The sequence below is a fragment of the Pseudomonas sp. 2FG genome (assembly GCF_005502935.1).
Classification (GTDB): Bacteria; Pseudomonadota; Gammaproteobacteria; order Pseudomonadales; family Pseudomonadaceae; genus Aquipseudomonas.
In genome coordinates this window covers 59,871-85,748 of sequence record NZ_SCMP01000014.1, presented here as the reverse complement: position 1 = coordinate 85,748, position 25,878 = coordinate 59,871, and the positions used below count along the sequence as shown (strand labels likewise).

Genomic DNA, 25,878 nt, shown 5'->3' with positions numbered 1-25,878 from the left:
TCGATACAATAGGGCCCGGCATACATAACAAGACTCTAGCCTATGCTTTTATCGTTTCCTTAAGCAGAGGAAATGGCCACCATGCCAATACAGTCGCATCAGTGTGATACAAAACGCGTTGGGTTTGTTCTGGTACCCGGGTTTGCCCTGACTTCTTTTTCTTTGGCTATCGAAGCGCTTAGCGTCGCAAATTTCCTTTGGGGGGCAGCGGCATATGAATACCGCTTGTACAGCGGTGATGTCGATCCAGCGGCTACTGAGGTCTGTACCTCAAACGGCGTTTCCATCAAGGTCTCTGGGCACTGTAGTGAAATCGAAGACAGTAACTTGTTATTTATTTGTGCTTACAAGAATGCGGCTGTTTATGATGGTGCGGCGCTTTTCTCAAAGTTGAAGGCTCTGAAAAAGAAAGGCTGCAGATTTGCGTCTTTGTCAAGTGGCAGCTTTATCTTGGCCAAGGCGGGCGTTTTGGGGGCAAATCCCTGTACGCTGCTTAGTGAACAAATGACGACGTTCAAGGAGCTCTATCCTACTGTCACGGTCGATGAGAGTATCTATACCGTGGGGGATGGTGTTTTTACCTGTCAGGGCGGAACTACCGCGCTCGATATGTTGCTTTATATCGTCGGTCAAGACCATGGCGCCGAATTCGCATTAAAAGTTTCGCATCAGTTTTGTCAGGACAGAATCAGAACGCGGGATGAAATACAAAATAGTCGCCGCTATCTTGAATTAAGAATGAAGTCGCTTTGTTTGGGGGCGGCAATTGAGGTGATGGAAAACAATATAGATGCGCCCTATCCCATCGAAGTGTTGGCCGGAAAAATTGGCACGACGGTGCGCACGCTGGAGCATGTCTTCCGGGTTCATGAAAATACCACTCCAGTTAATTACTATCTTCAGCTTCGACTGAGGCGCGCCAGGACCATGATTGAGGATACCCTGCTACCCATTGCGACTGTTGCTCAGGCGACGGGGTTCGCGTCACAGAGTTACTTCACCAAGCGTTTCAGGGAGGCCTATGGCTTTTCCCCGAGTCGGTTGCGAAACGACAAAAAATTATAAATTTCTTCGGTTTTGTTATATCTCTGAACCGCCGGTGAGCAGAGGCTAATGGCTAACTTCACTCCACCGAAATTGAGGTACAGAGCATGACGCAAGTAATCGAAAACTGCCTTTCCAGCAAATCAACCTCTTTCAGTGAGATCCCTATTGTTGATATCGGTCCGTTGTTGGACGGCAGAGATGCGAATTCGGTGGCTCGCGAAATTGGAAATATTTGTGAGAATGTTGGGTTTCTATATATTAAAAATCATGGGGTCCCCGCTTCTCTAATAAGTGATGTGTATCGGCTCTCTCGGAAGTTTTTTGATTTGCCCTTCGAAGTCAAGAACCAGCTGAATATCGTCAATTCCGGTCCGACGTTGCGCGGCTATATTCCAATGTACGGCGAAAATGTTGACCCAAAAAACACCAAGGATTTTAAAGAGTGTTTTGATTATGGCGAGTACGAAGAGGAAGTTTCACCTTTTTTCGGCCCTAACCTGATGCCGGAGGATTTTCAAGAGTTCAAGCAAGTCATGGAGACTTATCATGCCGTAATGCTAGGGCTTGCACGTAAATTAATCAGTGCGATTGCCTTGAGTCTGAATCTGCCGGCAGGTTATTTTGAGAAATTGCAGAAGAGGCCGATTACGATTCAGCGCTTGCTGCATTATCCACCCCAGTTCGGCCATATAACTTTGAAAGAAATTGGTATTGGTGCTCACACCGATTATGGCTTTCTGACCATCCTCTCGCAGGATTCGAATGGCGGCTTGCAAGTGCAGAATAGAAACGGCGAATGGGTCAGCGCGCCACCCGTGGCGGATACCTTTGTTGTCAATATTGGCGACTTGGTACAGACATTCACCAATGACCGCTATATCTCCACCATGCACCGCGTGATCAATACCAGCGGTGTGGATCGTTACTCGGTTCCGTTCTTCATCGACCTTGATTTCGATGCGGTGGTTGATGTGGTTCCTACCTGCATCAGTGCAGACAAACCCAGTAAATACCAGCCATACACCAGTGGTCAGCACAAATATAAGCGTTTCGTAGACAGCTACACCCACTTGCAGGATGTGGTCATCGGCGGGTAGAGCAGGGCCTGGGCAACAATTGGGTGCATGACCACTCCCTCTTGTCGTCTGGCGCCCCAGAATGGGGCTTGCGCCCCTTGACTGATTGCTCCTAGCTCCAAAGCGTTACCTACGGAGAGCACCACCATTCGACCCTGAGCAAACCTCAGGGCTAGGTGTGTAAACCCAGTACGTTGTTCAGTGAAGGCGGAACACGACTGATGGGTGGTTTGTAGCCGAGGCTGGCGTGCGGTCGGTGCCAATTGTAGTGATGCAGCCAAGGCATCAGATGCTGCACTCGCTGCTCGGAGCTTGCGTAGCTACGGACATAGGCCCACTCACGTAGGCTGGTCTGCATGAAGCGCTCGGCCTTGCCGTTAGTACGTGGCGTGCAAGGCTTGGTGCGCAGATGACGCAGCCCCAATCGCCCGACCAGGCGCCGAAACGTGCGGGAACGATAGCCACTGCCGTTGTCGGTCATGATGCGGGTGAAACGGATGCCCAGGCTGCGGTAGTAGCGCAGCGTCTGGAGCAAGACCTGACAAGCACTGGGGCCACGCTCATCGGGATGCAAACTGCTGAAGGCGATTCGGCTGGCATCATCGATGGCCACATGGACGAGTTCCCAGCCGTCGCCGTCGGAGTGTTGCTGGCGATCGCCGGTGACCCGCGGGTGCACCGCGATCCGGTGCCGGTGGTGTTCGTGACCGGCCTGGGCGACAGGGCGGTCGACCTGTCGCTGCGGGTGTGGGTGGACACGGCGGACTACTGGCCGGTGACCTTCGCGTTCACCGAACCGGCCAAGGAACGCCTGACCGAAGCCGGCATCGGCATCCCCTTCCCGCAATGGGTGGTGCATCTGGTGCAAGCCAGCTAAGGCGCGCAATGCAACCGCCGGCCTGAAGAATCCCAAGCACGCTGAGCTCATCGCGGCGTTCAACAAAGGACTGCAGACCATCAAGGCGAATGGCACCTTCGATGAAATCCTGCAACGTAACGGGATCAAGTAGAGGCTAGCCGCAAGGCATGGACGACAGGCACGCCCGGCACCAAGGCTGTGCCTGTCTGGCGCAGGCGCTAACGGCATTGACCTAACGGGGCCACGACGCCAACACCCGCAAATGGCCGGCTTGTGCCCCAGGTGTTCCCCAGGGGTGAGGCGGCGAGGGCCGTTTCTATGGATCGACCACCTCGTGCTGCCACGATGCTGTGACCCCGATGTGCTAGCAAGCTCTCCGGGCTGGCGGCGAACAAGACCGTCGGTTGCCTCTGCGCACGTACCCCCGCGACGTACTCGGCGACCTCGTCCTGCGTGAGGCCGGCCATGTTTAGCGCGACTCCGCAAACCACCGCCTGTTGATGGCCAAGGTGGTGCATGCTCGCCCGGACCCCCGCAGGCGTTGCGGTAGTCAATTGCCTACCAATTGGCAGGAATGGCCAGCCCCGCTCGCCCCTTTGCTAGAGGTCCTTGACCAGGCGCAGGGCGTCAAACAAGCCATCGACGCTGGGCTGGAAGCTGCCGAAGCCGCCGCGCAGCGGATGAAAAGCCGCTATTCGCAGGACTCGAACTAAACAACTGGCAGATGGGTTCGATAGGGTCTGCTGGCAATGCTCTCAGTATTCAATCCGGCGGGGCCGCCGGCCGCCCCGTCTGTTCGCCCAGTTGGTCAACAGATTCGCCTGCCTCTCGATCCCCTTGCAGGCCGTCATAACCCTTCTATTGCAAGCTTTCTGGCCCAGGCACCGAACCCGGATCGGTCGCCTTCAGCTCGTCGCCCGCCCGTGAGTCCCCGGCTCAACCAATAACATCAAGTTATGGTTTGGGCCGAACAAATGTCGTTGGACGCTATAACCGCCAATCTCTACTTTTATTCCATAGGAAAGCGGCACTTGCAGCGTGTGTGCCGAGTGGGATTTAGGCGGTACAGCGGCTAATCGAGTGCCTGCCGCCGTTCATTAAATAGTCCAGTTTTCGAAAGGCGTGGTCGCCGACAGTCATGGCTTGAGTTCGACCGCTCGCCGATTGATCACAGATATAAGAAGAGGACGCTATGACCCAGGCTGACGAGATACTCTCGGTCAAGCATGTATTCAAGGTATTCGGTGCGCAGCCGCACCTTGCCATGGATATGCTGCGCAAAGGCGCGGACAAGGACGAGATTTTCCGGAAGACCGGCCAGGTAGTGGGTGTGTTCGACGCCAGCTTCTCGGTCAGGCGTGGCGAGATCTTCGTCATCATGGGCCTGTCCGGTTCGGGCAAGTCGACCATGGTGCGCCTGTTCAATCGCTTGATCGAGCCCACTTCCGGCAGCATCCACCTCAATGGCCGGGAAATCACCGGGTTGTCCGACAAGGATCTGCTCAATGTGCGGCGCAAGGAAATGGGCATGGTGTTCCAGTCCTTCGCCTTGATGCCGCACATGAGCGTGCTGGAGAACGCCGCGTTCGGCCTGGAAATTTCCGGGGTCGGCGAGCAGGAGCGCAAGGCCCGGGCGATCGAGGCGTTGCGCCAGGTGGGTCTGGCCGGGCACGAGAACAGCTACCCGCACCAGTTGTCCGGCGGCATGCAGCAGCGTGTCGGGCTGGCCCGGGCGCTGGCCAACGACCCGACCATCCTGCTGATGGACGAGGCCTTCTCCGCCCTCGACCCGCTGATCCGCAGCGAGATGCAGGGCGAGCTGATCCGCCTGCAGGCCGAGCAGCAGCGCACCATCATCTTCATCTCCCACGATATCGAAGAGGCGATCCGCATCGGTCACCGCATCGCGATCATGGAGGGCGGCCGGGTGGTGCAGATCGGCACGCCCCAGGAGTTGCTGTGCAATCCGGCCAACGAGTACGTCGAGAACTTCTTTCACGGCTTCGACAGTTCCCGGGTGCTCAATGCCGGCGATGTGGCGCAGTTGGACCCCGCTGCTGTGTGCCGGGTCAACGGCCAGGTGCCGGGCTTCCAAGCGGGCGTGCCCTTCGGCTACCTGATCGGCGAGGGCGATCGGCTGCTCGGCGTGGTCGAGCCAGATGCGCTTAACGGCAGTGCCGCCGGGTTGCAGCGGCTGGAGCAGATACGCCTGGATCACCATCAACCGATCTATGTCGATACACCGCTACACGACGTGCTCGATTTGGTGGCCTCAGTGCCTTACCCGGTGCCGGTGCTGGATCATGGCGGTGCCTTCAAGGGCACCATTTCCAAGAATCTGCTGCTGCAGACCCTGAGTCGCCACTGAGTGGCTAGCCAGCCCTAGCAGCATCCCTTCCAGCAGAATCGAAGAGCAGGTATCCACATGTCAGAGTTCAGTTTCCTCGACCCCTTCCAGACCTTGGCCATTCCCCTAGGGGATTGGGTAGAAAGCACCCTGAATTATCTGGTGCACAACTTCCGTGGATTCTTCCGCGCCATCCGCTGGCCGATCGATCAGGTGCTCAACGGCTTCGAGTTTATTTTGCAGAGCATTCCGCCATCGATCGGCATTCTCTTGTCCTCGTTGCTCGGCTGGCAGGTGGCCGGCGCGCGCATGGGCTGGTTGTGCGCCATTACCCTGACCCTGCTGGGGATGATTGGGGTCTGGTCGGAGGCCATGACCACCTTGTCGCTGGTGCTCACCTCGGTGTTCTTCTGTGCGCTGATCGGCGTGCCGCTGGGCATTCTCTCGGCCCGTAGCGACCATATGGAGCGAATCGTACGGCCGATTCTGGATGCCATGCAGACCCTGCCGGCGTTCGTCTATCTGGTGCCGGTGGTGATGTTGTTCGGCATCGGCAACGTCCCGGGCGTGCTGGTCACCATCGTCTTCGCCGTACCGCCGCTGGTACGTCTGACCAATCTGGGCATACGCCAGGTGCCGGAAGACAAGATCGAAGCGGCCCGGGCGTTCGGCTGTACCCCGCGGCAGATGCTGATGCGCGTGCAGTTGCCGTTGGCCGGGCCGACCATCATGGCGGGTGTCAACCAGACCCTGATGCTCTCGCTGTCGATGGTGGTGATCGCCTCGATGATCTCGGTCGGTGGCCTGGGGCAGATGGTGTTGCGCGGCATCGGCCGCCTGGACATGGGCCTGGCCACGGTCGGCGGTGTCGGTCTGGTACTGCTGGCGATCTTCCTCGACCGCCTGACTCAGGCGATGGGCGAGCTCGGCAGGGCCGACCCGAGTACGCGCTGGTATCACAGCGGTCCCGTAGGCCTGTTGCTGCGCCTCTTCGGTAGCCGCCCGCAGACGGCCAAGGCCAGCTCCTGAAATCTGTCCACCCGTTAAACCGACAAGAAAACCACAAGAGGTAGATGACGATGACGTTGCACAAGCGTGGATTCACCCAGAAGCTGTTGCACTGCGCCGCAGTTGCATCCCTTGGCCTGCTGCCGCTCTACGGCCAGGCCGCCTCGGCCGAGAAGCCGGGGCAGGGGGTGGCGGTGACGCCGATCTTCCCGAGCATCGCCGAGGAGCGTTTCCGCGGCGAGCTGGCCATGGCCGGCCTGCGCGAGCTGGGCTACGAGGTCAAGGAGCCCAAGGAAACCGAATACGCCACCATGATGCTGGCGTTGTCCTACGGCGATGCGGATTTCAGCGTGCACCTGTGGGACAAGCTGCACGACACCTTCTATAAGAAGGCCGGCGGCGATGACACCATGGTCAAGGCCGGCGATGTGATCCCCGGCGTGCTGCAGGGCTACCTGATCGACAAGAAGACCGCCGATGCGCACAACATCAAGTACCTCACCGACCTGAAGAAGCCGGAGATCGCCAAGCTGTTCGACACCAATGGCGACGGCAAGGCCGACCTCACCGGTTGCAACCCGGGCTGGGGCTGCGAGCTGGTGATCGACCATCACATGAAGGCCTATGACCTGGAGAAGAGCGTCAGCCACAACCGCGGCTCCTACTTCGCCCTGATGGCCGACACCATCGCCCGCTACAAGGAGGGCCAGCCGATTCTCTACTTCACCTGGGTGCCGCAGTGGATCGCCGGCGTGCTGGTCGAAGGCCAGGATGTGGTCTGGCTGGAGGTGCCGCATACCGACCTGCCGGGCGGCGACAATACCGTCAACACCAGCTTCAACGGCAAGAACCTGGGCTTCGCCGTGGATACCGTGAAGGCCGTGCTGAACAAGGACTTCGCCGAAGAGAATCCGGCGGCCCTGAAGTTCCTCTCCCTGGTGCAGATCACCACCGACGACGAGAGCGCACAGAACCTGAAGATGCAGAACGGCGAGAACAGCACCGCCGATATCGAGCGGCATGCCGCCGAGTGGGTCGCCGCGCACCGCGAGCAGTTCGATGCCTGGCTGGCTGCTTCCCGCGCCGCCGCCAACTGAGTCCTAGGCTCAGGCTACAAACCTTTTTGGCGCCCCTGATGGGCGCCTTTTTTTCTGTTGATTCGAGCCTCGTCTGTGGAGTAGCCGCATGTCGCTCTATTCATTCGTCCGTGATTTCAATTTCAGCCAGGCGCCACGGCATACCCGCGAGCTGCTGCAGACCTGTCTGCTGGATATCCTCGGGGTCGCCGCCGGCGCCCGCGACAACCAGACCAGCCAGATTCTCAGGCAGTACGCCGTCGACCACTACCCGGCCGGCGCCCTGGCCAGCCGCCTGTTGTTCGACGGCCGCCCGGTGCATCCGCTGGGCGCGGGCTGGGCCGGCGGCTTCAGCGTGGATAGCCTGGATGCCCATGAGGGCCACTTCACCTCCAAGGGCCATGCCGGCGCCACCGTGGTGCCGGCGGTGCTGGCATTGGTCGACGCCTGTCGCCAGCAGGGTCGGGCCATCAGTGGCGAGGAGCTGCTCGGTGCGCTGTGCATCGGCTACGAGACGGCGCTGCGCGCCGGGGCCGCGCTGATGGCCACGGCGCCCGAGTACCATGCCTCCGGTTCCTTCTCCGGGCTTGGCGTGGTCTGTGCCGGCGCCCGCTTGCTGGGGCTGGACGAGCAGACCTTTCGCCATGCCCTGGGCATCGCCGAGTACTTCGGTCCGCGCTGCCCGATGATGCGCCTGGTCGATCACCCCTCGATGCTGCGCGATGCCCACGGCGCCGGCGCCTATGCCGGGCTCAACGCCCTGCTGTTGGCCCAGGCCGGGGTCACCGGCGCGCCGGCCGAAACCGTCGAAAGCACGGCCGTGGCCGCCCAGTGGCACGACCTCGGCCAGCGCTGGGAGATCGACGCGCAGTACTTCAAGCCCTGGCCGGTGTGCCGCTGGGCGCAGCCGGCGCTGACCGCTATGACCTTGCTGTTGGCCGAGCACCCGCAGATTGGCGGCGCGGCCGTCGAACGCATTCGGGTCGAGACCTTCCACGAGTCCATGCGCCTGCAGGGCCACACCCCGGCCAACGCCGACGAGGCGCAGTACGCCCTGGCCTTTCCGCTGGCGGCGCTGGTGGCCCGGGGCCAGGTCGGTCCGCTGGAGGTCACCGGTGCGGCGATCCAGGCCGCCGACATCCTCGCCGTCAGCCGGCGCATCGAGATCGTCGAGGCCGACGATCTGTCGGCGCGCTTCCCCAACGAGATCCTCTCGCGGGTTTCGCTGTGGCTCAAGGACGACCAGCACTTCGTGAGTCCGATCACCGCGGCCAAGGGCGACCCGGCCACGGCCATGAGCCGGGCCGAATTTAGCGCCAAGTTCCATTTGCTGGCCGGCGTCAGCCTGAGCGAGCCGCAGCGCCAGGCCATCGAGCGAGCAGTTGCCGAGCTGGCTGCCAGCCCCAGCTGTGAAGCCTTGTTCGACTTGTTGTTCGTTGCTCCAGGTACCGCGCTGGTGCCTGGTCAATCCCGGCAGAAGGAGTCAGTCCAATGAAGTTCGCGCAGAAAGTAACCCTGATCACCGGCGCCGCCGGTGGCGTCGGCCAGGCCTTGGCCCTGCTGTTTGCCCGCGAGGGCGCACGGCTGATGCTCTCCGATCGAGAAGAGGCTGGCTGTGCGCGAATCGCCGAACAGGCCCGTGCCCTGGGCGCCGAGGTCGGCTACCTGGCCGGCGACCTGCGCGAGAAGAGCTATTGCGAGACCCTGGTGAGCACCGCCGTGGAATCCTTTGGAGGCCTCGACATAGTGCTGAACAACGCCGGCATCATCCCGCGCGGCACCATCGAGGAGACCACCGACGAGATGTGGTTCGACGCCATGGGCGTGAACCTCAATGCGGTCTTCTACATCTGCCGCGCGGCCATCCCGCATATGAAGGGGCGGCCGGGCGCTGCCATCGTTAATACGTCCTCAGTGTGGGGCGTGTATCCGGGGCCGGGGCATGTCGCCTATTGCACCAGCAAGGGCGCGGTGGCAGCACTAAGTAAGAACCTCGGTCGTGACTGCGCGCCCCTGGGCATCCGCGTCAACGCCGTGTGCCCGCACGAGATCAATACGCCGATGATCCGCACCGGCTTCATCCGCCGCGGCCTGGACCCGGACAAGGCGGTCGAGGAACTGAACAAGAGCGTGCCCCTGGGGCGTATCGCCGAGCCGGAAGACATCGCCGACGTGATCGCCTTCCTGGCCTCGGACGAGGCCCGTTACATCGCCGGTGAAACCCTCGAGGTCACTGGTGCCAAGCCGGTATCGGGTTGAGGAGACGATTATGTTACTGACTGGAAAAAATGCACTGGTAACCGGTGGCGGCCGTGGCATCGGCCGTGGCATCACCGAGAAACTCCTGGCCGCCGGCGCGCGAGTACTGGTGGCCCAGCGTCAGGCACTGGACACCGAGCTGGCGGCCCATCCCGATGTGTTCTTCGTCGAGGCGGATCTGGCTGAGTCCGGCGCCCCGCGCCGGATCGCCCAGGCCGCGGCCGAGTTGCTCGGCGGCATCGATGTGCTGGTGAACAACGCCGGCTTCATGTTCGAACAGCCGATCGAGGCGATGAGCGAGCAGGACTGGGACTGCATGATGGCGGTCAACCTGCGCGCGCCGGTATTCCTCGCTCGCGAACTGCTGGCGCAGATGCGCCAACGTGGCGGTGGCAGCATCATCAATATCGGCTCGATCGAGGGCCTCGGCGCCAACCCCGAGCATGCCGCCTACTGCGCGTCCAAGGCCGGGATACATGGCTTGACCCGGGCGCTGGCGGTGGATCTGGGGCGTGACGGGGTGCGCTGCAATGCCATTGCCCCGGGCTGGATCGACTCCGACCTGAGCGACGCCTACATCGATGCCCAGGACGATCCTATCGGCGCCCGCAAGGGGCTGCTGGCCATGCACCCGGCGGGCCGTACCGGCACCCCCCGGGACGTCGGCGGAGCGGTGGTGTTCCTCGCCTCTGACGAAGCGGCGTTCATCACGGGCCAGGTATTGGTGGTCGACGGTGGGCGCACCGCCAAGCTGCCCTTGCCGTTCTGAGTCATCGGCCGCGACGGCGCGCTGCTTTGCACCGCCATCGCCGGCCGTCCAGGCTTTACCATGGGTTGGAATCTTCCCGCTTGAGAGTTGCCAGATGAGATCGTCGTTCGAGAGCGTCCTGAAGGACAAGAACCGACTGCACCTCGACCGGGTGCTGCGTGACGAGCCGGCCATGGCTGTGCACCGGGTTGCCTTCGTGCTGCTGGATAATTTCTCGATGATGGCGTTTACCGGCGCCGTGGATGCCCTGGTCACGGCCAACCTGATGAGCGCCGTGCCGCTCTATGAAATACTGGTAGTCGGTGGTCGCGAGGACGCGGTTGTCAGCGACCTGGGTATCGCCATCTCGGCGGGCTGTCGCCTGGTCGATCTGGAGGAGCGCCGGCAACACCTGATCGTGGTCTGTGGCGGCTTTCGCGTGCAGTTGCAGGCCGACCCGCTGCTCAGGGCCAAGCTGCGCTCGGCCGACAGCACCGGTGCCATGCTCGGCGGGCTGTGGAACGGTGCCTATTTTCTGGCCGAAGCGGGGCTGCTGGATGGCTACGACTGTGCCTTTCACCCCGACGGCCGGGCAATGATGGCCGAGCTGTTTCCCAAAGTCAGGTTGTCCAGCCACGCCTTCGTGCTGGACCGCGAGCGGATAGGTTGCGCCGGGGCGAACAGTTCGCTGGGCATGATGCTGGAGGTGGTCAAGCGCGATTGCGGCGACAGCCTGGTCCACGCGGTAGAGGAGGTGCTGAGCTGCGACAAGATGCAGGAGGTCATGGACGTGTCGGTGGTGGCAGTCGACTGCGACCCGACCCTGCCGCAGCCCCTTAAGCTGGCGCTGGAGCTGATGCACAACAATATCGACGAGCCGCTGACGGCCGATGAGATCGCCGCTTGCGCGGATATCTCCCGGCGCCAGCTCGAGCGCCAATTCTGTCGTCACGTCAAAGCCACGCCTTCGCGCTATTACCTGGAGTTGCGCCTGACTCGCGCACGCCAACTGCTGCAGCAGACCAACAAATCCCTCGCCGATATTGCCGTAGCCTGTGGCTTCGTCAGCATCTCGCACTTTTATCGCTGCTTTCGCGAGTTCTTCGACGTGGCCCCGGGGCGCTTTCGTACCGGCGTGCGCAAGGGGCGCTGAAGCGCTCGCGACCGCTTGCCTGCCTCCCGAAAACGCAGAAGCCCGGCACAGGGCCGGGCTTCTGCAGTGACGCGACAGCGCTTACTTCACTTCCACCGCCAGGCTGTCATGGATCTTCTTCTGCCAGATCGCCGGGCCGGTGATATGCACCGACTCGCCCTTGGCATCGACCGCGACGGTCACCGGCATGTCCTTCACTTCGAACTCGTAGATGGCTTCCATACCCAGTTCGGCGAAGGCCAGCACCTTGGACTTCTTGATCGCCTGGGCGACCAGGTAGGCGGCGCCGCCGACGGCCATCAGGTAGACGGCCTTGTTGTCCTTGATCGCCTCGATGGCGATCGGCCCGCGTTCGGACTTGCCGATCATGCCCAGCAGGCCGGTCTGCTCGAGGATCTGCCGGGTGAACTTGTCCATCCGCGTCGCGGTGGTCGGGCCGGCCGGGCCAACCACCTCGTCGCCTACCGGGTCGACCGGGCCGACGTAGTAGATGAAGCGACCCTTGAGGTCCACCGGCAAGGTTTCGCCCTGGTTCAGCATCTCGACCATGCGCTTGTGCGCGGCGTCGCGGCCGGTGAGCATCTTGCCGTTGAGCAGGATGGTCTCGCCCGGCTGCCAACTCTGCACGTCTTCCGGGGTGATGCTGTCGAGGTCGACACGGCGGGCCGAGGGGCCGGCTTCCCAGACGATCTCCGGGTAGGCATCCAGCGGCGGCGCTTCCAGGCTGGCCGGGCCAGTACCGTCGAGCACGAAGTGGGCGTGACGAGTGGCGGCGCAGTTGGGGATCATGCACACCGGCAGGGAGGCGGCGTGGGTCGGGTAGTCCATGATCTTGACGTCGAGCACGGTGGTCAGACCGCCCAGGCCCTGGGCGCCGATGCCCAACTGGTTGACCTTGTCGAACAGCTCGAGGCGCATTTCCTCGATCTTGTTCTGCGGGCCGCGGGCCTTCAGCTCGTGGATGTCGATGGATTCCATCAACACTTCCTTGGCCATCACCGCGGCTTTCTCGGCGGTGCCGCCGATGCCGATGCCGAGCATGCCCGGCGGGCACCAGCCGGCGCCCATCTCCGGCACGGTCTTGAGCACCCAGTCGACGATCGAGTCGGACGGGTTGAGCATGGCCATCTTCGATTTGTTTTCGGAGCCGCCGCCCTTGGCCGCGACGTCCACCTCGACCTTATCGCCGGGGACGATGCTGTAGTGGATCACCGCCGGGGTGTTGTCCTTGGTGTTCTTGCGGGCGCCGGCCGGGTCGGCCAGGATCGAGGCGCGCAGGACGTTTTCCGGCAGGTTGTAGGCGCGCCGTACGCCTTCGTTGATCATGTCGTCGAGACCCATGGTGGCGCCATCCCAGCGCACGTCCATGCCGACCCGAACGAAGACGGTGACTATGCCGGTGTCCTGGCAGATCGGCCGATGGCCGGTGGCGCACATGCGCGAGTTGATCAGGATCTGCGCCATGGAGTCGCGTGCGGCCGGCGACTCTTCACGCAGATAGGCCTCATGCATGGCTTGAATAAAATCTACCGGGTGGTAGTAGGAGATAAACTGTAAGGCGTCGGCGACGCTCTGAATTAGGTCGTCTTGCTTGATCACGGTCATGCGGCGCGCTCCTCTATAAACACGGGAACATCAAGGCGCGCCGGACCACGACCCGGCGCAGGCTCTCAAGGTAAAAAGGCAAGGCAAAAAAGGCGCGGCAGTATAACGCGGCGTTTGCCCCCGGCGCACCCGCCGACAATAGACCTTGGTCGGTTAATGCAGCAGTCAGCGTACTAGGCATTCTGTGATCACAGCGGTAGAGTGGCGGCAAGATGCCAGTACGGGATGAAACCCATGAGCACCGCGAGTGAAAGGGTCACGCATAGAGCCCTGCAAAGCCTGTTGCTGAAGCGTTTCGGCATGGCGGTAGCGACCTACGGCCTCAGCTTGTTGTTGTTCTGGATCACGCTGCTCAGCGATCTGTACCGTGCGCCATTGTCCACCGCGCTGATCGGCTGCGCTCTGGTGGTACTCAGCCAGGTCGTGCTGTTTGTCGTGTTTATCAGTGGCTACAACCTGCGGTTCCGCGACCCCAGCCTGACCGAGCCGCAGGTGCTGTTAGCCCTGGTTTGGCAGACCTACCTGCTTTCCCAGCTCGATAGCGCCCGTGGCACCCTGCTGGTGATCTATGTGCTGATTCTGCTGTTTGGCGTATTTCAGCTGCAGCCCCGGGTCTTTGCCCGCTGCGCGGCCCTGGCTTTTTTCGGCTTCGCCGGTATCAACCTCTGGGAGGCCTACCAGCTGCGCCTGGCCGAGCCGGGGCTGGTGTTGTTGCAAGTCTGTGCCTTGTTGTTTGTGCTGGTTTGGTTGAGCCTGTTTGCCGGTTATATGCAGGCGCTGCGCCAGCGCATGCGCCAGCGGCGCTTCGCGTTGCAGGCGCACCAGGACACCCTGCGCGGCATGATGCGCCAACTGGAAGATCTGGTCGCAACCGATGAACTGACCGGCCTGTTCAATCGCCGGCATTTCCTCCGGCTTGCCGCGCGGGAGCTGGATAGCCTTCGACCGGGGCGCCAGCATGGTCTGGCGCTGATCGACCTGGATCACTTCAAACGGATCAATGATGTTTATGGCCATGCGGTCGGCGATCGCGTGCTGCAGACCTTGGCCGCGGTGGCGCGCGCCTGCCTGCGCGATGGCGATGTATTGGCGCGCTATGGCGGCGAGGAGTTTGTGTTGTTGTTACCCAATACCGATGCCGATCAGTTCACCGCCTGCTGCGAGCGCCTGCGTGAAGCCTTTGCCAGTGCCGAGCCGGTCGGGGTGCAGGTGGATAGCATCAGTTTGTCGGCCGGCCTGACCTTGCTGGCCATGGGCGACGATCTCGACGAGGCGCTGCAACGGGCCGACCAGGCACTCTACCGGGCCAAGCGTGGCGGGCGTAACCGCTGCGATGCGGCGTGGGCGGGCAGCGGTGCCTGAGCTCTGTGTCGCCGGCCGGCGTTGCACTGTGGCCCCGGCCAGTAACCTATTGGATGCCCTGCACGGCGCGGGTATCGCGGTGCCCTACAGCTGCCGCGCGGGTAGTTGTCATGCCTGCCTGGTGCGTTGTGTGCGTGGCGAACCGCTGGATGCCAAACCCGAGGCGCTGGCGGCGCAGCGGCGTGAGGAGGGCTGGCGTCTGGCGTGCCAATGCCGCGTGGTCGAAGACCTGAGCGTCGAGGTGTTCGACCCCCTGCGCGATGGCTTGCCGGCACGGGTCGAGAGTTGTACCTGGCTCAGCCCCAGTGTGCTGCGTCTGCGCTTGCTGCCCGAGCGGCCGTTGCGCTATCAGGCGGGTCAGCACCTGGTGTTGTGGAGCGCGACGGGCGTGGCGCGGCCCTATTCCCTGGCCAGCCTGCCGGATGAAGATCCCTGGCTGGAATTTCATCTGGATTGCCGCCACAGCGGCGCCTTTAGCGATGCGGCGCGCCAGCTCAAGGCCGGGGCTGGGCTGCGCCTAGGCGAGTTGCGTGGTGGCGCCCTGCATTACGACCCGGACTGGCAGGTGCGGCCGCTCTGGCTGCTGGCCGCCGGCACCGGTTTGGCGCCGCTGTACGGGGTGCTGCGCGAAGCCTTGCGGCAGGATCATCGGGGCGCTATTCGGCTGATCCATCTGGCTCACGACGCGTCCGAGCATTACCTCGCCGCCGAACTCAGCGAGTTGGCCCGCCGCAACCCGCAACTGCAGGTCGAACTGCTCGACGCGGCCGAGTTGCCAGCGGCTTTGGCCGAACTGCGCCTTGTTTCAAGGCAAACCCTCGCCTTACTCTGCGGCCACCCGGCCCGCGTCGAAACTTTCGCCCGCCGGCTGTATTTGGCCGGTCTGCCGCGCAACCAGATGCTCGCTGACCTGTTTTTGCCCCACGCGCGCTAAAAACCTGTTCAGGCTCCGATCGAGCGCTGCCCAGGCAGATGTTGAACAGGTTCTGAGCCCGTGCGCTACCCGAGGATCGATATGAGCGAGCATGTAGTCGTTGAGCGCGAAGAGGGCCTGCTGACCCTGCGCCTGAATCGCCTGGATAAGAAGAATGCACTGACCCGCGCAATGTACAGCCGCATGGCCGAGGAGCTGGAAGCCGCCGATGCCGACCCGAGCGTGCGCGCGGTGCTGATCAGCGGCGGCAGTGAGTGTTTCACCAGTGGCAACGATGTCGCCGACTTTCTCCAGGCGCCGCCAACCGGGCTGGATAGCCCGGTGTTCTGCTTTATGCGCGCCTTGTTCGAGCTGAACAAGCCGGTAGTCGCAGCCGTCGCTGGTGCCGCAGTCGGCATCGGCACCACGCTGCTGCTGCATTGTGATCTGGTCTATGTCAGTCGCGATGCCAGGCTGAAAATGCCTTTCGTCAGCCTCGGCCTGTGCCCGGAGTTCGGCTCCAGCCTGATCCTGCCGCAGCTGCTCGGCCAAGCCAAAGCGGCTGAGCTGCTGCTGCTGGGTGAAGCCTTCAATGGCGAGCAGGCGGCTGCCTGGGGTATCGCCACTGCGGCTTTGGCGGATGGCGCGGCCACCTTGGCCAAAGCCCGGGAGATGGCGCTGCGCTTCCTGCAATTGCCGCCCTCGGCAGTGGAGGTCAGCAAGCGCTTGATGAAGGCCCCGGGCCGCGAAGCGCTACGGCGGGTGATTGCCGAAGAGGCCGAGTTGTTCGGTCAGCGCCTGCGTTCGCCGGAGGCCGTCGAGGCGTTGTCGGCCTTTATGCAGCGGCGCAAAGCGGTTTTCTCGTAGGGTGGATTAGTGCAGCGTAATCCACCAATGCCGCCATAGGCGGCACCTTGCGGTGTCGATGGCGGGCTTCTCCCAACCAATGCAAAAGGCCGCTCACTGAGCGGCCTTTTGCATTAACGGCTGCGCTTAAACCAGCGGATCGCCGACATGCAGGATCTTCATGGTGTTGGTGCCGCCGGTGGTGTGATAGCTGTCGCCCTTGGTCAGGATCACCCAGTCGCCTTTCTGCACCACGCCACGCTTGAGCAGTTCGTCGACCGCCGCCTGGCTGACCTTGTCCGCCGGCAGTGCCGCGGGGTCGAAGGGCACGGTGTAGACGCCGCGGAACAGGGCGACACGGGCCTGGGTTGCGCGGTGCGGGGAGAAGGCGAAAATCGGGATCTCGGAACGGATGCGCGACATGATCAGCGGGCTGTAGCCGCTTTCGGTCAGGCTGATGATCGCCTTCACGCCGGGGAAGTGGTTGGCGGTGTACATCGCCGCCAGGGCGACGCTTTCATCGCAGCGCTCGAAGGTCTGGCCCAGGCGATGGCTGGAGCGTTTGTTGGTCGGGTGCTTTTCGGCACCGACACAAATGCGTGCCATGGCGGTCACCGCTTCGACCGGGTACAGGCCGGCGGCACTTTCGGCCGAGAGCATCACCGCATCGGTGAAGTCCAGCGCGGCGTTGGCGACGTCGGAGACTTCCGCGCGAGTCGGCATCGGGCTACTGATCATCGACTCCATCATCTGCGTCGCGGTGATCACCGCTTTGTTGAGGCGGCGCGCGTGGAGGATGATTTTCTTCTGGATGCCGACCAGTTCGGCGTCGCCAATTTCCACGCCGAGATCGCCGCGGGCGACCATCACCGCGTCGCTGGCGCGAATCAGCCCGTCCAGGGTTTCGTCGTCGGCCACCGCCTCGGCGCGCTCGATCTTCGCCACCAGCCAGGCAGTACCACCGGCCTCGTCGCGCAGGCGGCGGGCCAGTTGCATATCGGCGGCATCGCGCGGAAAGGACACCGCCAGGTAGTCCAGCTCCATCTCCGCGGCGAGCTTGATGTCGGCCTTGTCTTTGGCGGTCAGCGCTGGCGCCGTGAGGCCACCGCCACGGCGGTTGATGCCCTTATGGTCGGACAGCGGTCCGCCGATCAGGACCTTGCAATGCAGTTCGTCGGCAGTCGTCGACTCGACGCGCATCACCACGCGGCCATCGTCGAGCAACAGTTCGTCGCCGGTTTTGCAGTCCTTGATCAGGTCCGGGTAGTCGATACCGACCACGTCCTGGGTGCCGGCATCGCGCGGATGGGTGACGGAGAAACGAAAGCTGTCGCCTTCCTTCAGCTCGATGCGTTTATCGGCAAATTTGGCGATGCGAATCTTCGGTCCTTGCAGGTCGCCGAGCAGCGCGACGAAGCGGCCATGCTTGGCGGCGATCTCGCGAACCAGGCGCGCACGCGCCTTGTGCTCGTCCGGGGAACCGTGGGAGAAGTTCAGGCGGGCGACGTCCAGGCCAGCGAGGATCAGCTGTTCCAGCACTTCGGGGGAGTTGCTGGACGGGCCGAGGGTGGCGACGATTTTAGTGCGACGGAAGGTCATGCGGGGGACTCCAGGGTTCGAGCAGAGTGCGAGGCTACTATGCTGCGGCGCTGTAGTCATTGTTCCGCTGCACTACCTAACGCAACGGTTCGCAGTTCCGGCAGGACGTCGCATTTCGCCGCAAAAGTGCGTCGCGAGCTTGCCGATTGGTTTTCTGCAAAGGCTTGAGTTCGCTTGCCTCGGTGCGCAAGAAGGTGACGGCTTAGGGGCTCGCCTGGTTCAGCGCCTGATCCAAATGGCGCGCCGCTTGGCTGGCCTGCGCGCTGCTCGGGAACTGCGCCAGCAACTGCCGCAGGTAGGCGATGGCCTTGTCGCGATCGGCGTGGGGGTTGTCGGCGGCGAGGTACATCAAGGCTAACTGGTAGAGCGCCTTTGCCTTGATGTCCGCCTGTACGCCGCTATCGCTGAGGGCCAGTCGGTAGAAGTCTTCGGCTTCGGCAACCCGATCCTTGAGCACCGCGCGACGTGACAGCAGGGTCATGTCCGGGTCGAGACTGGCTTGGTAGAGGTCGAGACTTTGGCTGGGTTGCCAATGGGCCAGCAGCTCGCGCGAGGTTTTCTGCACCGGCTCCTGGGTGCGCTGGCGGATCAACTGGATGCGCGCGTCGCTGCGGGTCGCGGCGCGCGTCCCCGGAAATTCGTTCTGTATCTGATAGAAGTCGTTGAGCGCCTTAGGGTCGTTGCGCTCATCGTTGTAGCGGCTCATATAGATCAGGCCAATCTGGTACAGCGCTATGGCGCGTACTTCTGGGCTGAGTTTTTTGTCGTGGTAACCGGCCAGGTAGGTGTGCTCGGCCTGGGCGCTTTTCGCATCGCGGATGGCCATGGCGCTGTAAGTCAGCAGGTCGCCTTCCTCTTCTACCGCCGCCGTCATGCGGTTGCTCTTCAGCGTCTTGTACTCGACCACCTCTTGGGTGGTGACTTGGGCAATAAACAAGGGCGTGGTAGGCGCGCAGGCGACCAGTAAGGCCGAGCAGAGCAACAGCGCGAGGCGAGTGGGCATGAGGTTTCCTTGGCTCCTGGGCCGGGTGCGGCCAGTCTAGTCAGCGCCAGTGCTGCGAGCCAAGCGCTGCGGTGCAGTTCCAATCGGAGGATATGCTGCAGTCTGGAATTTGCAGTTTTTGCCGTGACAGTCGATAAACTGCACCGCGGAGGATACGCCCAGGCGAATTTTACCGGTGCCGGCCTTGGCCCTGAGTGCCGCCGGCTGCACCCGGTGGTCGCTCGATTAGCATCTGAATAACGCCTAAACTCAAGTTTCATTTCAGGGAGGAAAGCCATGCGTTACCTGTTGTGCTCTGTGCTGTTGTGGTCGGGATTGGCCGCAGCGGAGATCTACCGTTGGATCGATGCCCAGGGGCAGGTGCACTTCGACCAGCGCCCGGCTGCGGGTGCCGAACAGATCGAGGTCAAGCCGCAGGTGGTCGAGCGCGATGCCGCCACCCGCGAGCGGGAGGCGCGCACCGAGAAGTTTTACGAGGCGCGTCGGCAGGAGCAGGAACAGGCTTCGACCCAAGCGGCAGAGCGCCAGAGCAAGCGTGAACAAGAGTGCCGCGAGCTACGCAATAGGCTGGCGCAGCTAGCCGATGGCGGGCGTTACTACTCAACCGATGCACAGGGCCAGCGGGTCTATTACAGCGATACCCAGATAGACACCGCTCGTCGCCAACTGACCGAGCGCGTGGCCGAACGCTGTGGTTGAGGCTGGCTTGGTGGTGAGAGTGCGACCATACTCAGTCGTCATTTGTAGCGATTTGCCATCATGCGAATTGAACGCCGAATCGAACGCCATCAGTTGCCTTACTACCTGAAGGTCTTCAACCGCATCACCGATAAGCCGATGGGTTACCTCGGCAACGTCTCGTTGGATGGTTTGCTGCTGATCAGCCAACTGCCGATGCTGGTGGGCGCGCGTTTCGAGATGTGCTTGAAGATTCCCGGGCAGGATGGCCAACGCCTCATCGACTTCTCGGCCACCTGCCAGTGGTGCCGCGAAGATGTCACACCGGGCGGCTACGACTCCGGTTTCGCCTTGGTCGCGCCACCGGCGGACTATGTCGAGATGGTCGATGCCCTACGTCAGTATTTCAGCTTCCGCTCGTTGGCCGCGTCGCTGTAACGCTGCGCTGGCTCTTCGTAGGAGCGGGCCTGGCCCACTCCTACGGGTTTTGTGCTGCGGTTCTCGATCAAAACACCCCAGCCTTCTTCCACGCGAGATAACGCCCGACCAGCTGCGGGCCGAGTTCGCTTGGCCGTGCATCCAGGACCGGCACCCCGTGGGCGGCCAGGCGTTCGTGCAGACCGGCGCGGGCATTCAGGTAATCCACCGTGCCGCAGTAGGTCAAGGCATTCTCGTAGCCTTGCACCGGCACCTGACGCAGCTTGTCGAGGACTTCTTCGCGCAGGCTGGTGAGCAGTACGCGATGCTGGCGACCCAGGCGTTTGAGCGCAGCGAGCAACTCCTCGTCGTCTTCGTCGCGCAAATTGCTCACCAGTACGACGAGCGCGCGGCGGCGTTGGCGGGCGAGCAGGCTGTCCACGGCAGCGGCGAAATCGGCCGGGCGCTGGCTGCTCTCCAGGTCGTAGACGGCGTTGAGCAAGACGCTGAGCTGTGCCGGGCCTTTGACCGGGGCCACGAAACGCGGCTGCTCGCCGGCAAAGGTCGCCAGCCCCACCGCATCGCCCTGGCGCAGGGCCACATAGCTGAGCAGCAGGCAGGCGTTGAGGGCGTGGTCGAAGTGCGAGAGATCGCCATCCTGGCTGCGCATCCGCCGACCGCAGTCGAGCAGGAAGATGATCTGCTGGTCGCGTTCGTCCTGGTACTCACGGGCGATCGGCGTGCGTTTGCGCGCGGTGGCTTTCCAGTCGATCTGCCGCAGCGTGTCGCCGTCGCGGAACTCGCGCAGTTGATGGAATTCTAGACCCAGGCCGCGGCGTGGGCGCTGGCGCACCCCGAGCTGGCTGAGCCAGTCGTCCACCGCCAGCAACTGGGCGCCGTAGAGGCGGGCGAAGTCCGGATAGACGCGGGTCTCGGCGGCGAGTTCGAGGTGGCGTCGGCCCTGCCACAGGCGCAGTGGGCTGGGCAGGCTGAGTTCGCAGCGGGGAAAGCTGAAGTGTCCGCGCACCAGTGGGCGCACGCGGTAGCTGAATTGCGTCCGCTCGCCGGGGTGCAGTTCGATGCGTTGCGGCAGCTGCTCGAACTCCATGCCGGCGGGCACGTGGTCGAACACCTCCAGCCTTTGCACCTGGTTGAAGCGGTGGTGGGCCGTCAGCTGGACCTCGCCCCAGCGGCCCAGCGACAGCTTGCCCGGTAGTTGACGTTCCAGCTGCGGTGAAGGCAGGCGCCGCAGCCAGAACGCGTCCGTCGCGGCGATCAGCGCCAGGGCCAGCAGCAGGCCCCACCAGAGTGGCTGCAGAGTCGCGGGCAGCTTGATTCCCAGCGCCGCTAAAGCGCCGAGCAGGATGGCTGCGCCGAGCAGGCCGCCGAGCAGCACTAACAGCATGCGGGACGGTTTCATGCGGGGCGCTTCATAGGCGCGGCGCCGCGACCTGCTCGAGCAACTGCTGGAGCACCTGATCGACCGACAGGCCTTCGATATCCAGTTCCGGCGAGAGCCGCACGCGGTGGCGCAACACGGCCAGGGCGCAGCCCTTGATATCGTCCGGGAGCACGAAGTCGCCACCGCGCAACAGCGCCCGCGCCCGACCGCCGCGCACCAGGGCGATCGAGGCGCGCGGCCCCGCGCCTATGGCCAGGCCCGGCCAACTACGGGTGGCGCGGGCCAGGCGCACGGCGTAGTCGAGCACCTGCTCATCCAGCGACAGCTCACTGGCGATCCTCTGCAGGGCCTGCACATCTTTGGCTTGCAGCAGGGTGCGTAGCGCCGTGACTTCCAGCATGTCGGCCTTGGATGAGCGGCTCACCTGGCGAACCAGGCTCAGCTCCTCATCGACCGCTGGGTAGTCCATGCGTAGCTTGAGCATAAAGCGGTCGAGTTCGGCTTCCGGCAGCGGGTAAGTGCCTTCCTGCTCGATGGGATTCTGCGTGGCCAGCACCATGAAGGGTTGCGGCACCGGCAGCGGACGACCCTCCAGGGTCACCTGACGCTCCTGCATGACTTCCAGCAGCGCCGCCTGGGTTTTTGCCGGGGCGCGGTTGATCTCATCGGCCAGCAGCAGGTTGGTGAACACCGGGCCCTTGCGCAGCTTGAACTGCTCGGACTGCAGGTCGTACACGGCATGGCCGGTGACGTCGCTGGGCATCAGATCCGGGGTGAACTGAATGCGTGAGAACTCGCCGCCGAAGCAGCGCGCGAGGGCGCGTACCAGCAGGGTTTTGCCGAGCCCGGGCACGCCCTCGACCAGCACGTGGCCGCCGGCGATCAGGGCGGTCAGCACGTCGTCGATCACTGCACTCTGGCCGATCACGGCCTTTTGCAGTTCATGGCGCAGGGCCTGGGCCAGCTGGCTGGCGCGTTGCCGTTGCACTGCCGGGTTGGCGGTGGGGGCAGCGGCTGGGCTGGCCGCCGCGCTTGCAGTGGTTTCGGTTATTGGCTGTTCGGGCGTCTGTTCGCTCTCAAGTTCCGGAGCCTTACTAACTGTTACTTGTGATTTATCTTCCATAAATCAACCGCTTACCTAATTTAATTATTTTCGGGTTTTTTACGTGCGAAAAGAGTGACTGCCAATCCTCGCAATTGCAATTTCATTCTCGAGGCCTTCACGTCCCCTAGCTCGTGTCGATGCCGAGATACGTATCCCTTCACAAACTCCGGTTAAAGGTTGACGCAGCCAGTGGCATTGCATGGTTTGATCATATTTCTGGCGCGTTGAATTGGACGAAGCGCCGCGATGACGCGATCGTCAGTGTTTGGGTGGCTCTGGAAATAGCGACATAGAAGAGCTTTGCCTGAGCGTGGCGCTCGTTGGCAAAGTGTGTGGCGTCGGGGATGACCACATGGTCAAACTCGAGTCCCTTCAATAGCAGTGGGGTTGAAACGGTGCGTTTAGGCATCTTTCGGCCAGAATTGCTTACTCGCTGGCGGACGCTGAGGGTTGCCGCAACCATTGTTTCGGCGCGGCCAGCCGCTACCTCTGTCGCCGCTCGATCGGCGTCGCGCCAAAGCTCATTGCGGTAAAGCTTCCACAGGGGGCGCTTGCGAGCTAGGGAGAACAACTGGGCGGCTGCTTCTGCCCCGTTGCCTGCTTCTAAACCGGGAACCAAATCGCGCATGGCTTGCTGAACCGCCACGTCTTCCAGATCAGGTTGTTCTCCCTCAGCTAGTTTCCTTTTGTGGAAGCAGTCGTTGCTTAGGTCAACGAACGCTTGCAGCCTGCCCCCTTTATCAACCGCCCGATCCCATGCTGATGCGAACTCCCGTAAGCGATTGGCTGCCACTTCCTCAATGGCCTGGTATCCGCCATTCGCCGCCTTGGCCAGCCTATAGCAGATGGTCTTGTTGCAATGGATGGCGGCGAAACTACCTTCCTTGCCGTCGATGCCTTCGAACAGCGTTCCCATGTCGAAGACGTCGTTGGATTCGCGATAGGTGATGCGCGGGTCGGCTAAGTCGATGGCTTCGCCTCGCATGAGTTTCTCACGCGTTTCGGCGATCCATTGCCCAAGCTCGGGGTTCTTGCCGGCCCAGCGATGCGGCGTTTCAAGTGTTCCAGCCAGCGGGAAGCGCGGATGGATCTCGCGCTCCCAGCTCAGTGTCGCCCCGGCAAACTCAAAGATGCCCTGCATCGGATCGCCGAAGATCAAGGTGGGTACAATGCCCGAGAGCGCGATCGCGAGTTCGTGTTGCAGTCCGTGGCAATCCTGATACTCGTCGATCAGAATGCGGTCGTAGGAGGCAGCGATGACTTCGCGGACGGCTTGCACGCCAAGGGCCCACGACGCACCTTGGTAGAGTTGATTCCATTGCTCACCGGTTTGCGGCAGACCGTCAGGTGGTTGGGCTACACCGGGAAAGGCGTGGGCGTAGCGCATGCACCATCCAGCGATGGTGTCCACGGCCACCCGGGCATGCGGAATTCCCAAGCGCTTCAACCTGGAGCGGATTGCATGCACGCCGGCATGCGTGTGGGTGAGAATCAACGCGCGGCGCCCTATAGCTGCCACGTTTGCGATGATCTCCGTCTTGCCGTGGCCGGCAGGAGCGACGACCGCTGCATTGCCGAGTTCGAATAGGTCGGCTGCGTCAGGCATACAGCCACGCCTCGACTTGGCCCAGAACTGTCGCCAGAGGAGAGGCGGCATTTTCTGTGGTGATACGCCAGACCAAAGGGGCGAGGCCTCGGCCGATGCGCTGGTCCTTGAACCACTTTTTCCGGGCTGCGACCTCGGAAATGGCTTCGCGAAGCTGCGTGTCGTCCTGCATGGACAGTATCTTCCAGTCCGCGAAGTTGTCGCGAATCAAAGCAAGGCCCAAGTCCGGAATCTGGATGTTGATGTTGTCATCGATGGCAGCATCTCCGCGCTCCTCGCGTGCATAGGCGAGCAGCGCCTGGACAAGTTCATCGCTTGCGGCCGAGAAGATCGCCTGCTCGGTGTTCAGGCCGCCTCCATATTCGAAAACAGGGACGCCCGCCATCGTCAACGCAGTAATATTGGCTGGCGTCAGGACCGTGTCGGAGTCACGGTAGATGGCTATCTCGTAGCCGAGTCCGGCCAATGCCAATGCTAAGGAGCAGGCTTGGTCTCCGTTGCCATCGGCGATGGCTGCTCCCAGTTGTTCGATGGGGCGATTGTCATGGCGCGCTGGCCAGTTCTCACGCAGACCCAGCAGCAACCCCAGCTCGGTATTGCCTTCGGACACAAGGATTCGGCGGGCGAACATCGCGCGGGGCGTGAAGCGCATCAGCGGCCTGATGGGATCAGGCGACTTCGGACGGGAGACGGTTGTCGCTCGGCCAGGCCGGACAATTTGGACTACCCGTAGGCTTTCTGCCCCGGCTTCGCCCAAAGCGACATCTGAATGCGTCGTCATCAGAATCTGGCCGGTGGGTCTGTGAGCCTCTAACGCTTTGGCCTGATCGGCTTTGAGCTGGGCGATCGCGCCGATGATTCGGTGTGGCTCGAGCCCGTGCTCGATTTCGTCGATCAATACGATCGCGCCTTCTGTGATCGCGGACTTCTGAATCGCGAGCGTCGCAAGGCGCCTGGTGCCCAGCCCAGCCAGCCGAAGCGGAACGCCACTGTCATGTAGGGCAATCGAGCCGGACGATAAGCCGGAGCGCCCCAGCTCCAGCCCGGGCTCGTAAACGCCTTCTACATAGGCCCCGAGTCCCTTTGCGAACCGCTCGGCCAAAGCCGCCGCGTCGGCCAGCGATTTGATGTCACTCAGATTGGCACTCGCGCGCGCCGTACGGTAGGCCTCGGCCAAACGCGCTGCAGCTTCCTTATTGTCGCCCGTCAGTCGAGCGAGCACCGAACCTTGTCCCCAGGCGAGGTGGCGAGCATCCTCTCCTGCGAGCCGAACCAACCCAAATAGCGCGCGGTCTCGGTTTGACAGAGTACGTGGCTCATCGAGCCGGTCGCACACCAGTTCCCAGGAGGGCTCCATGCTGGCGTCGACGGTGAGGCGGACTGTCAAGACAGGCTCATCATCGCCCTCTGGCTCGTCGCGTAGTTCATCCCCTGCCGTCCAACCTCGGATGTATAGACCAAGGCGCTCATCAGATTTCAGGGCTTTGGATAGCTCTCCGACCGTGGCCTCGATCACAATGGGGTTCGAGGTGTCGCAATCCAGGAAGTCCGGCTCGGTGAACGAGAACCACCGTGAAGAAAGGGCGGCTTCGGCTGCATCGAGCAGCGTCGACTTGCCCGAGTCGCCCGCGCCGATCAGACAACAGAAGGGAGAGCCTGGTGTCCAGTCCAGCGCAGAAATTCCCCGGAAATTCGAGACCTTGAGCTGCCTAATCTGCATGAATCGCTCCGCTAACTTGTTGTATGCCCGCCCCGCTCACATGAGGCAG

Annotated in this window: 21 protein-coding genes and 2 pseudogenes; 15 read left to right on the top strand and 8 right to left on the bottom strand. The window is 62.4% G+C overall.

The window, feature by feature from the left end:
• Positions 1 to 72: 72 nt before the first annotated feature.
• Positions 73 to 1,065: a GlxA family transcriptional regulator gene (locus FFS13_RS15040; RefSeq protein WP_218568628.1), complete on the top strand. Its 993-nt coding sequence runs from the start codon at positions 73 to 75 to the stop codon at positions 1,063 to 1,065.
• 86 nt (positions 1,066 to 1,151) lie between these two features.
• Complete coding sequence (locus FFS13_RS15035; RefSeq protein WP_137819894.1) at positions 1,152 to 2,144, top strand: isopenicillin N synthase family oxygenase; 993 nt, start codon at positions 1,152 to 1,154, stop codon at positions 2,142 to 2,144.
• A 151-nt stretch (positions 2,145 to 2,295) separates the two neighbouring features.
• Here the strand turns inward: FFS13_RS15035 and FFS13_RS15030 are convergent.
• Positions 2,296 to 2,793, bottom strand: a pseudogene (locus FFS13_RS15030) (integrase core domain-containing protein); the annotation flags it as partial.
• Between FFS13_RS15030 and FFS13_RS15025 the strand changes: the two are divergent.
• The 8 genes and pseudogenes from FFS13_RS15025 to FFS13_RS14990 all read left to right on the top strand — a co-directional run.
• A pseudogene (locus FFS13_RS15025) lies at positions 2,767 to 3,000 on the top strand (mechanosensitive ion channel family protein); the annotation flags it as partial. The pseudogenes FFS13_RS15030 and FFS13_RS15025 overlap by 27 nt on opposite strands.
• A 1,174-nt stretch (positions 3,001 to 4,174) precedes the next feature.
• Positions 4,175 to 5,350 carry a glycine betaine/L-proline ABC transporter ATP-binding protein ProV gene (gene proV, locus FFS13_RS15020; protein ID WP_137819893.1) on the top strand — a complete coding sequence of 392 codons (1,176 nt, stop codon included), beginning with the start codon at positions 4,175 to 4,177 and terminating at the stop codon, positions 5,348 to 5,350.
• Between the two features lie 57 nt (positions 5,351 to 5,407).
• On the top strand, positions 5,408 to 6,358 hold the full coding sequence (gene proW / locus FFS13_RS15015; protein WP_137819892.1) for a glycine betaine/L-proline ABC transporter permease ProW: 951 nt from the start codon (positions 5,408 to 5,410) through the stop codon (positions 6,356 to 6,358).
• A 50-nt stretch (positions 6,359 to 6,408) separates the two neighbouring features.
• On the top strand, positions 6,409 to 7,434 hold the full coding sequence (proX, locus tag FFS13_RS15010; protein ID WP_137819891.1) for a glycine betaine/L-proline ABC transporter substrate-binding protein ProX: 1,026 nt from the start codon (positions 6,409 to 6,411) through the stop codon (positions 7,432 to 7,434).
• Positions 7,435 to 7,522: 88 nt separating this feature from the next.
• Positions 7,523 to 8,908, top strand: a complete 1,386-nt coding sequence (locus FFS13_RS15005) for an MmgE/PrpD family protein (RefSeq protein ID WP_137819890.1) — start codon at positions 7,523 to 7,525, stop codon at positions 8,906 to 8,908.
• Complete coding sequence (locus tag FFS13_RS15000) at positions 8,905 to 9,672, top strand: SDR family NAD(P)-dependent oxidoreductase (RefSeq protein ID WP_137819889.1); 768 nt, start codon at positions 8,905 to 8,907, stop codon at positions 9,670 to 9,672. Before FFS13_RS15005 ends, FFS13_RS15000 begins: the two co-directional genes overlap by 4 nt.
• A 10-nt stretch (positions 9,673 to 9,682) precedes the next feature.
• A complete protein-coding gene (locus FFS13_RS14995; protein ID WP_137819888.1) occupies positions 9,683 to 10,441 on the top strand; it encodes an SDR family NAD(P)-dependent oxidoreductase in 759 nt (252 codons plus the stop codon).
• 94 nt (positions 10,442 to 10,535) lie between these two features.
• Positions 10,536 to 11,573: a GlxA family transcriptional regulator gene (locus FFS13_RS14990; RefSeq protein ID WP_137819887.1), complete on the top strand. Its 1,038-nt coding sequence runs from the start codon at positions 10,536 to 10,538 to the stop codon at positions 11,571 to 11,573.
• An 81-nt stretch (positions 11,574 to 11,654) separates the two neighbouring features.
• On the opposite strand, the gene FFS13_RS14985 is transcribed toward FFS13_RS14990, so the two are convergent.
• Complete coding sequence (locus FFS13_RS14985; RefSeq protein ID WP_137819886.1) at positions 11,655 to 13,178, bottom strand: fumarate hydratase; 1,524 nt, start codon at positions 13,176 to 13,178, stop codon at positions 11,655 to 11,657.
• Between the two features lie 234 nt (positions 13,179 to 13,412).
• Between FFS13_RS14985 and FFS13_RS14980 the strand changes: the two genes are divergently transcribed.
• From FFS13_RS14980 to FFS13_RS14970, 3 genes are all read left to right on the top strand, one after another.
• A complete protein-coding gene (locus FFS13_RS14980) occupies positions 13,413 to 14,540 on the top strand; it encodes a diguanylate cyclase (protein WP_137819885.1) in 1,128 nt (375 codons plus the stop codon).
• A complete protein-coding gene (locus tag FFS13_RS14975; RefSeq protein WP_137819884.1) occupies positions 14,533 to 15,474 on the top strand; it encodes an iron-sulfur-binding ferredoxin reductase in 942 nt (313 codons plus the stop codon). The genes FFS13_RS14980 and FFS13_RS14975 overlap by 8 nt, the downstream gene beginning before the upstream one ends.
• A gap of 81 nt (positions 15,475 to 15,555) precedes the next feature.
• Positions 15,556 to 16,320, top strand: coding sequence for an enoyl-CoA hydratase-related protein (locus FFS13_RS14970; protein WP_137819883.1), 765 nt, complete (start codon positions 15,556 to 15,558; stop codon positions 16,318 to 16,320).
• Between the two features lie 126 nt (positions 16,321 to 16,446).
• On the opposite strand, the gene pyk is transcribed toward FFS13_RS14970, so the two are convergent.
• Positions 16,447 to 17,898 carry a pyruvate kinase gene (gene pyk, locus FFS13_RS14965; RefSeq protein ID WP_137819882.1) on the bottom strand — a complete coding sequence of 484 codons (1,452 nt, stop codon included), beginning with the start codon at positions 17,896 to 17,898 and terminating at the stop codon, positions 16,447 to 16,449.
• A 202-nt stretch (positions 17,899 to 18,100) separates the two neighbouring features.
• On the bottom strand, positions 18,101 to 18,901 hold the full coding sequence (locus tag FFS13_RS14960; protein ID WP_137819881.1) for a tetratricopeptide repeat protein: 801 nt from the start codon (positions 18,899 to 18,901) through the stop codon (positions 18,101 to 18,103).
• Between the two features lie 276 nt (positions 18,902 to 19,177).
• Between FFS13_RS14960 and FFS13_RS14955 the strand changes: the two genes are divergently transcribed.
• On the top strand, positions 19,178 to 19,600 hold the full coding sequence (locus tag FFS13_RS14955) for a DUF4124 domain-containing protein (RefSeq protein WP_137819880.1): 423 nt from the start codon (positions 19,178 to 19,180) through the stop codon (positions 19,598 to 19,600).
• Between the two features lie 60 nt (positions 19,601 to 19,660).
• On the top strand, positions 19,661 to 20,017 hold the full coding sequence (locus FFS13_RS14950) for a PilZ domain-containing protein (protein ID WP_137819879.1): 357 nt from the start codon (positions 19,661 to 19,663) through the stop codon (positions 20,015 to 20,017).
• A gap of 67 nt (positions 20,018 to 20,084) precedes the next feature.
• Here the strand turns inward: FFS13_RS14950 and FFS13_RS14945 are convergent, their stop codons facing one another.
• The 4 genes from FFS13_RS14945 to FFS13_RS14930 form a co-directional block, all read right to left on the bottom strand.
• Positions 20,085 to 21,416 (bottom strand): DUF58 domain-containing protein, encoded by a 1,332-nt coding sequence (locus FFS13_RS14945; protein WP_137819878.1) that lies wholly within the window; start codon positions 21,414 to 21,416, stop codon positions 20,085 to 20,087.
• A 10-nt stretch (positions 21,417 to 21,426) separates the two neighbouring features.
• Positions 21,427 to 22,521 (bottom strand): MoxR family ATPase, encoded by a 1,095-nt coding sequence (locus tag FFS13_RS14940; protein WP_137819877.1) that lies wholly within the window; start codon positions 22,519 to 22,521, stop codon positions 21,427 to 21,429.
• Between the two features lie 190 nt (positions 22,522 to 22,711).
• Positions 22,712 to 24,109 (bottom strand): UvrD-helicase domain-containing protein, encoded by a 1,398-nt coding sequence (locus FFS13_RS14935; protein WP_137819876.1) that lies wholly within the window; start codon positions 24,107 to 24,109, stop codon positions 22,712 to 22,714.
• Complete coding sequence (locus FFS13_RS14930; RefSeq protein WP_137819875.1) at positions 24,102 to 25,829, bottom strand: ATP-dependent endonuclease; 1,728 nt, start codon at positions 25,827 to 25,829, stop codon at positions 24,102 to 24,104. The genes FFS13_RS14935 and FFS13_RS14930 overlap by 8 nt, the downstream gene beginning before the upstream one ends.
• Positions 25,830 to 25,878: the final 49 nt, after the last annotated feature.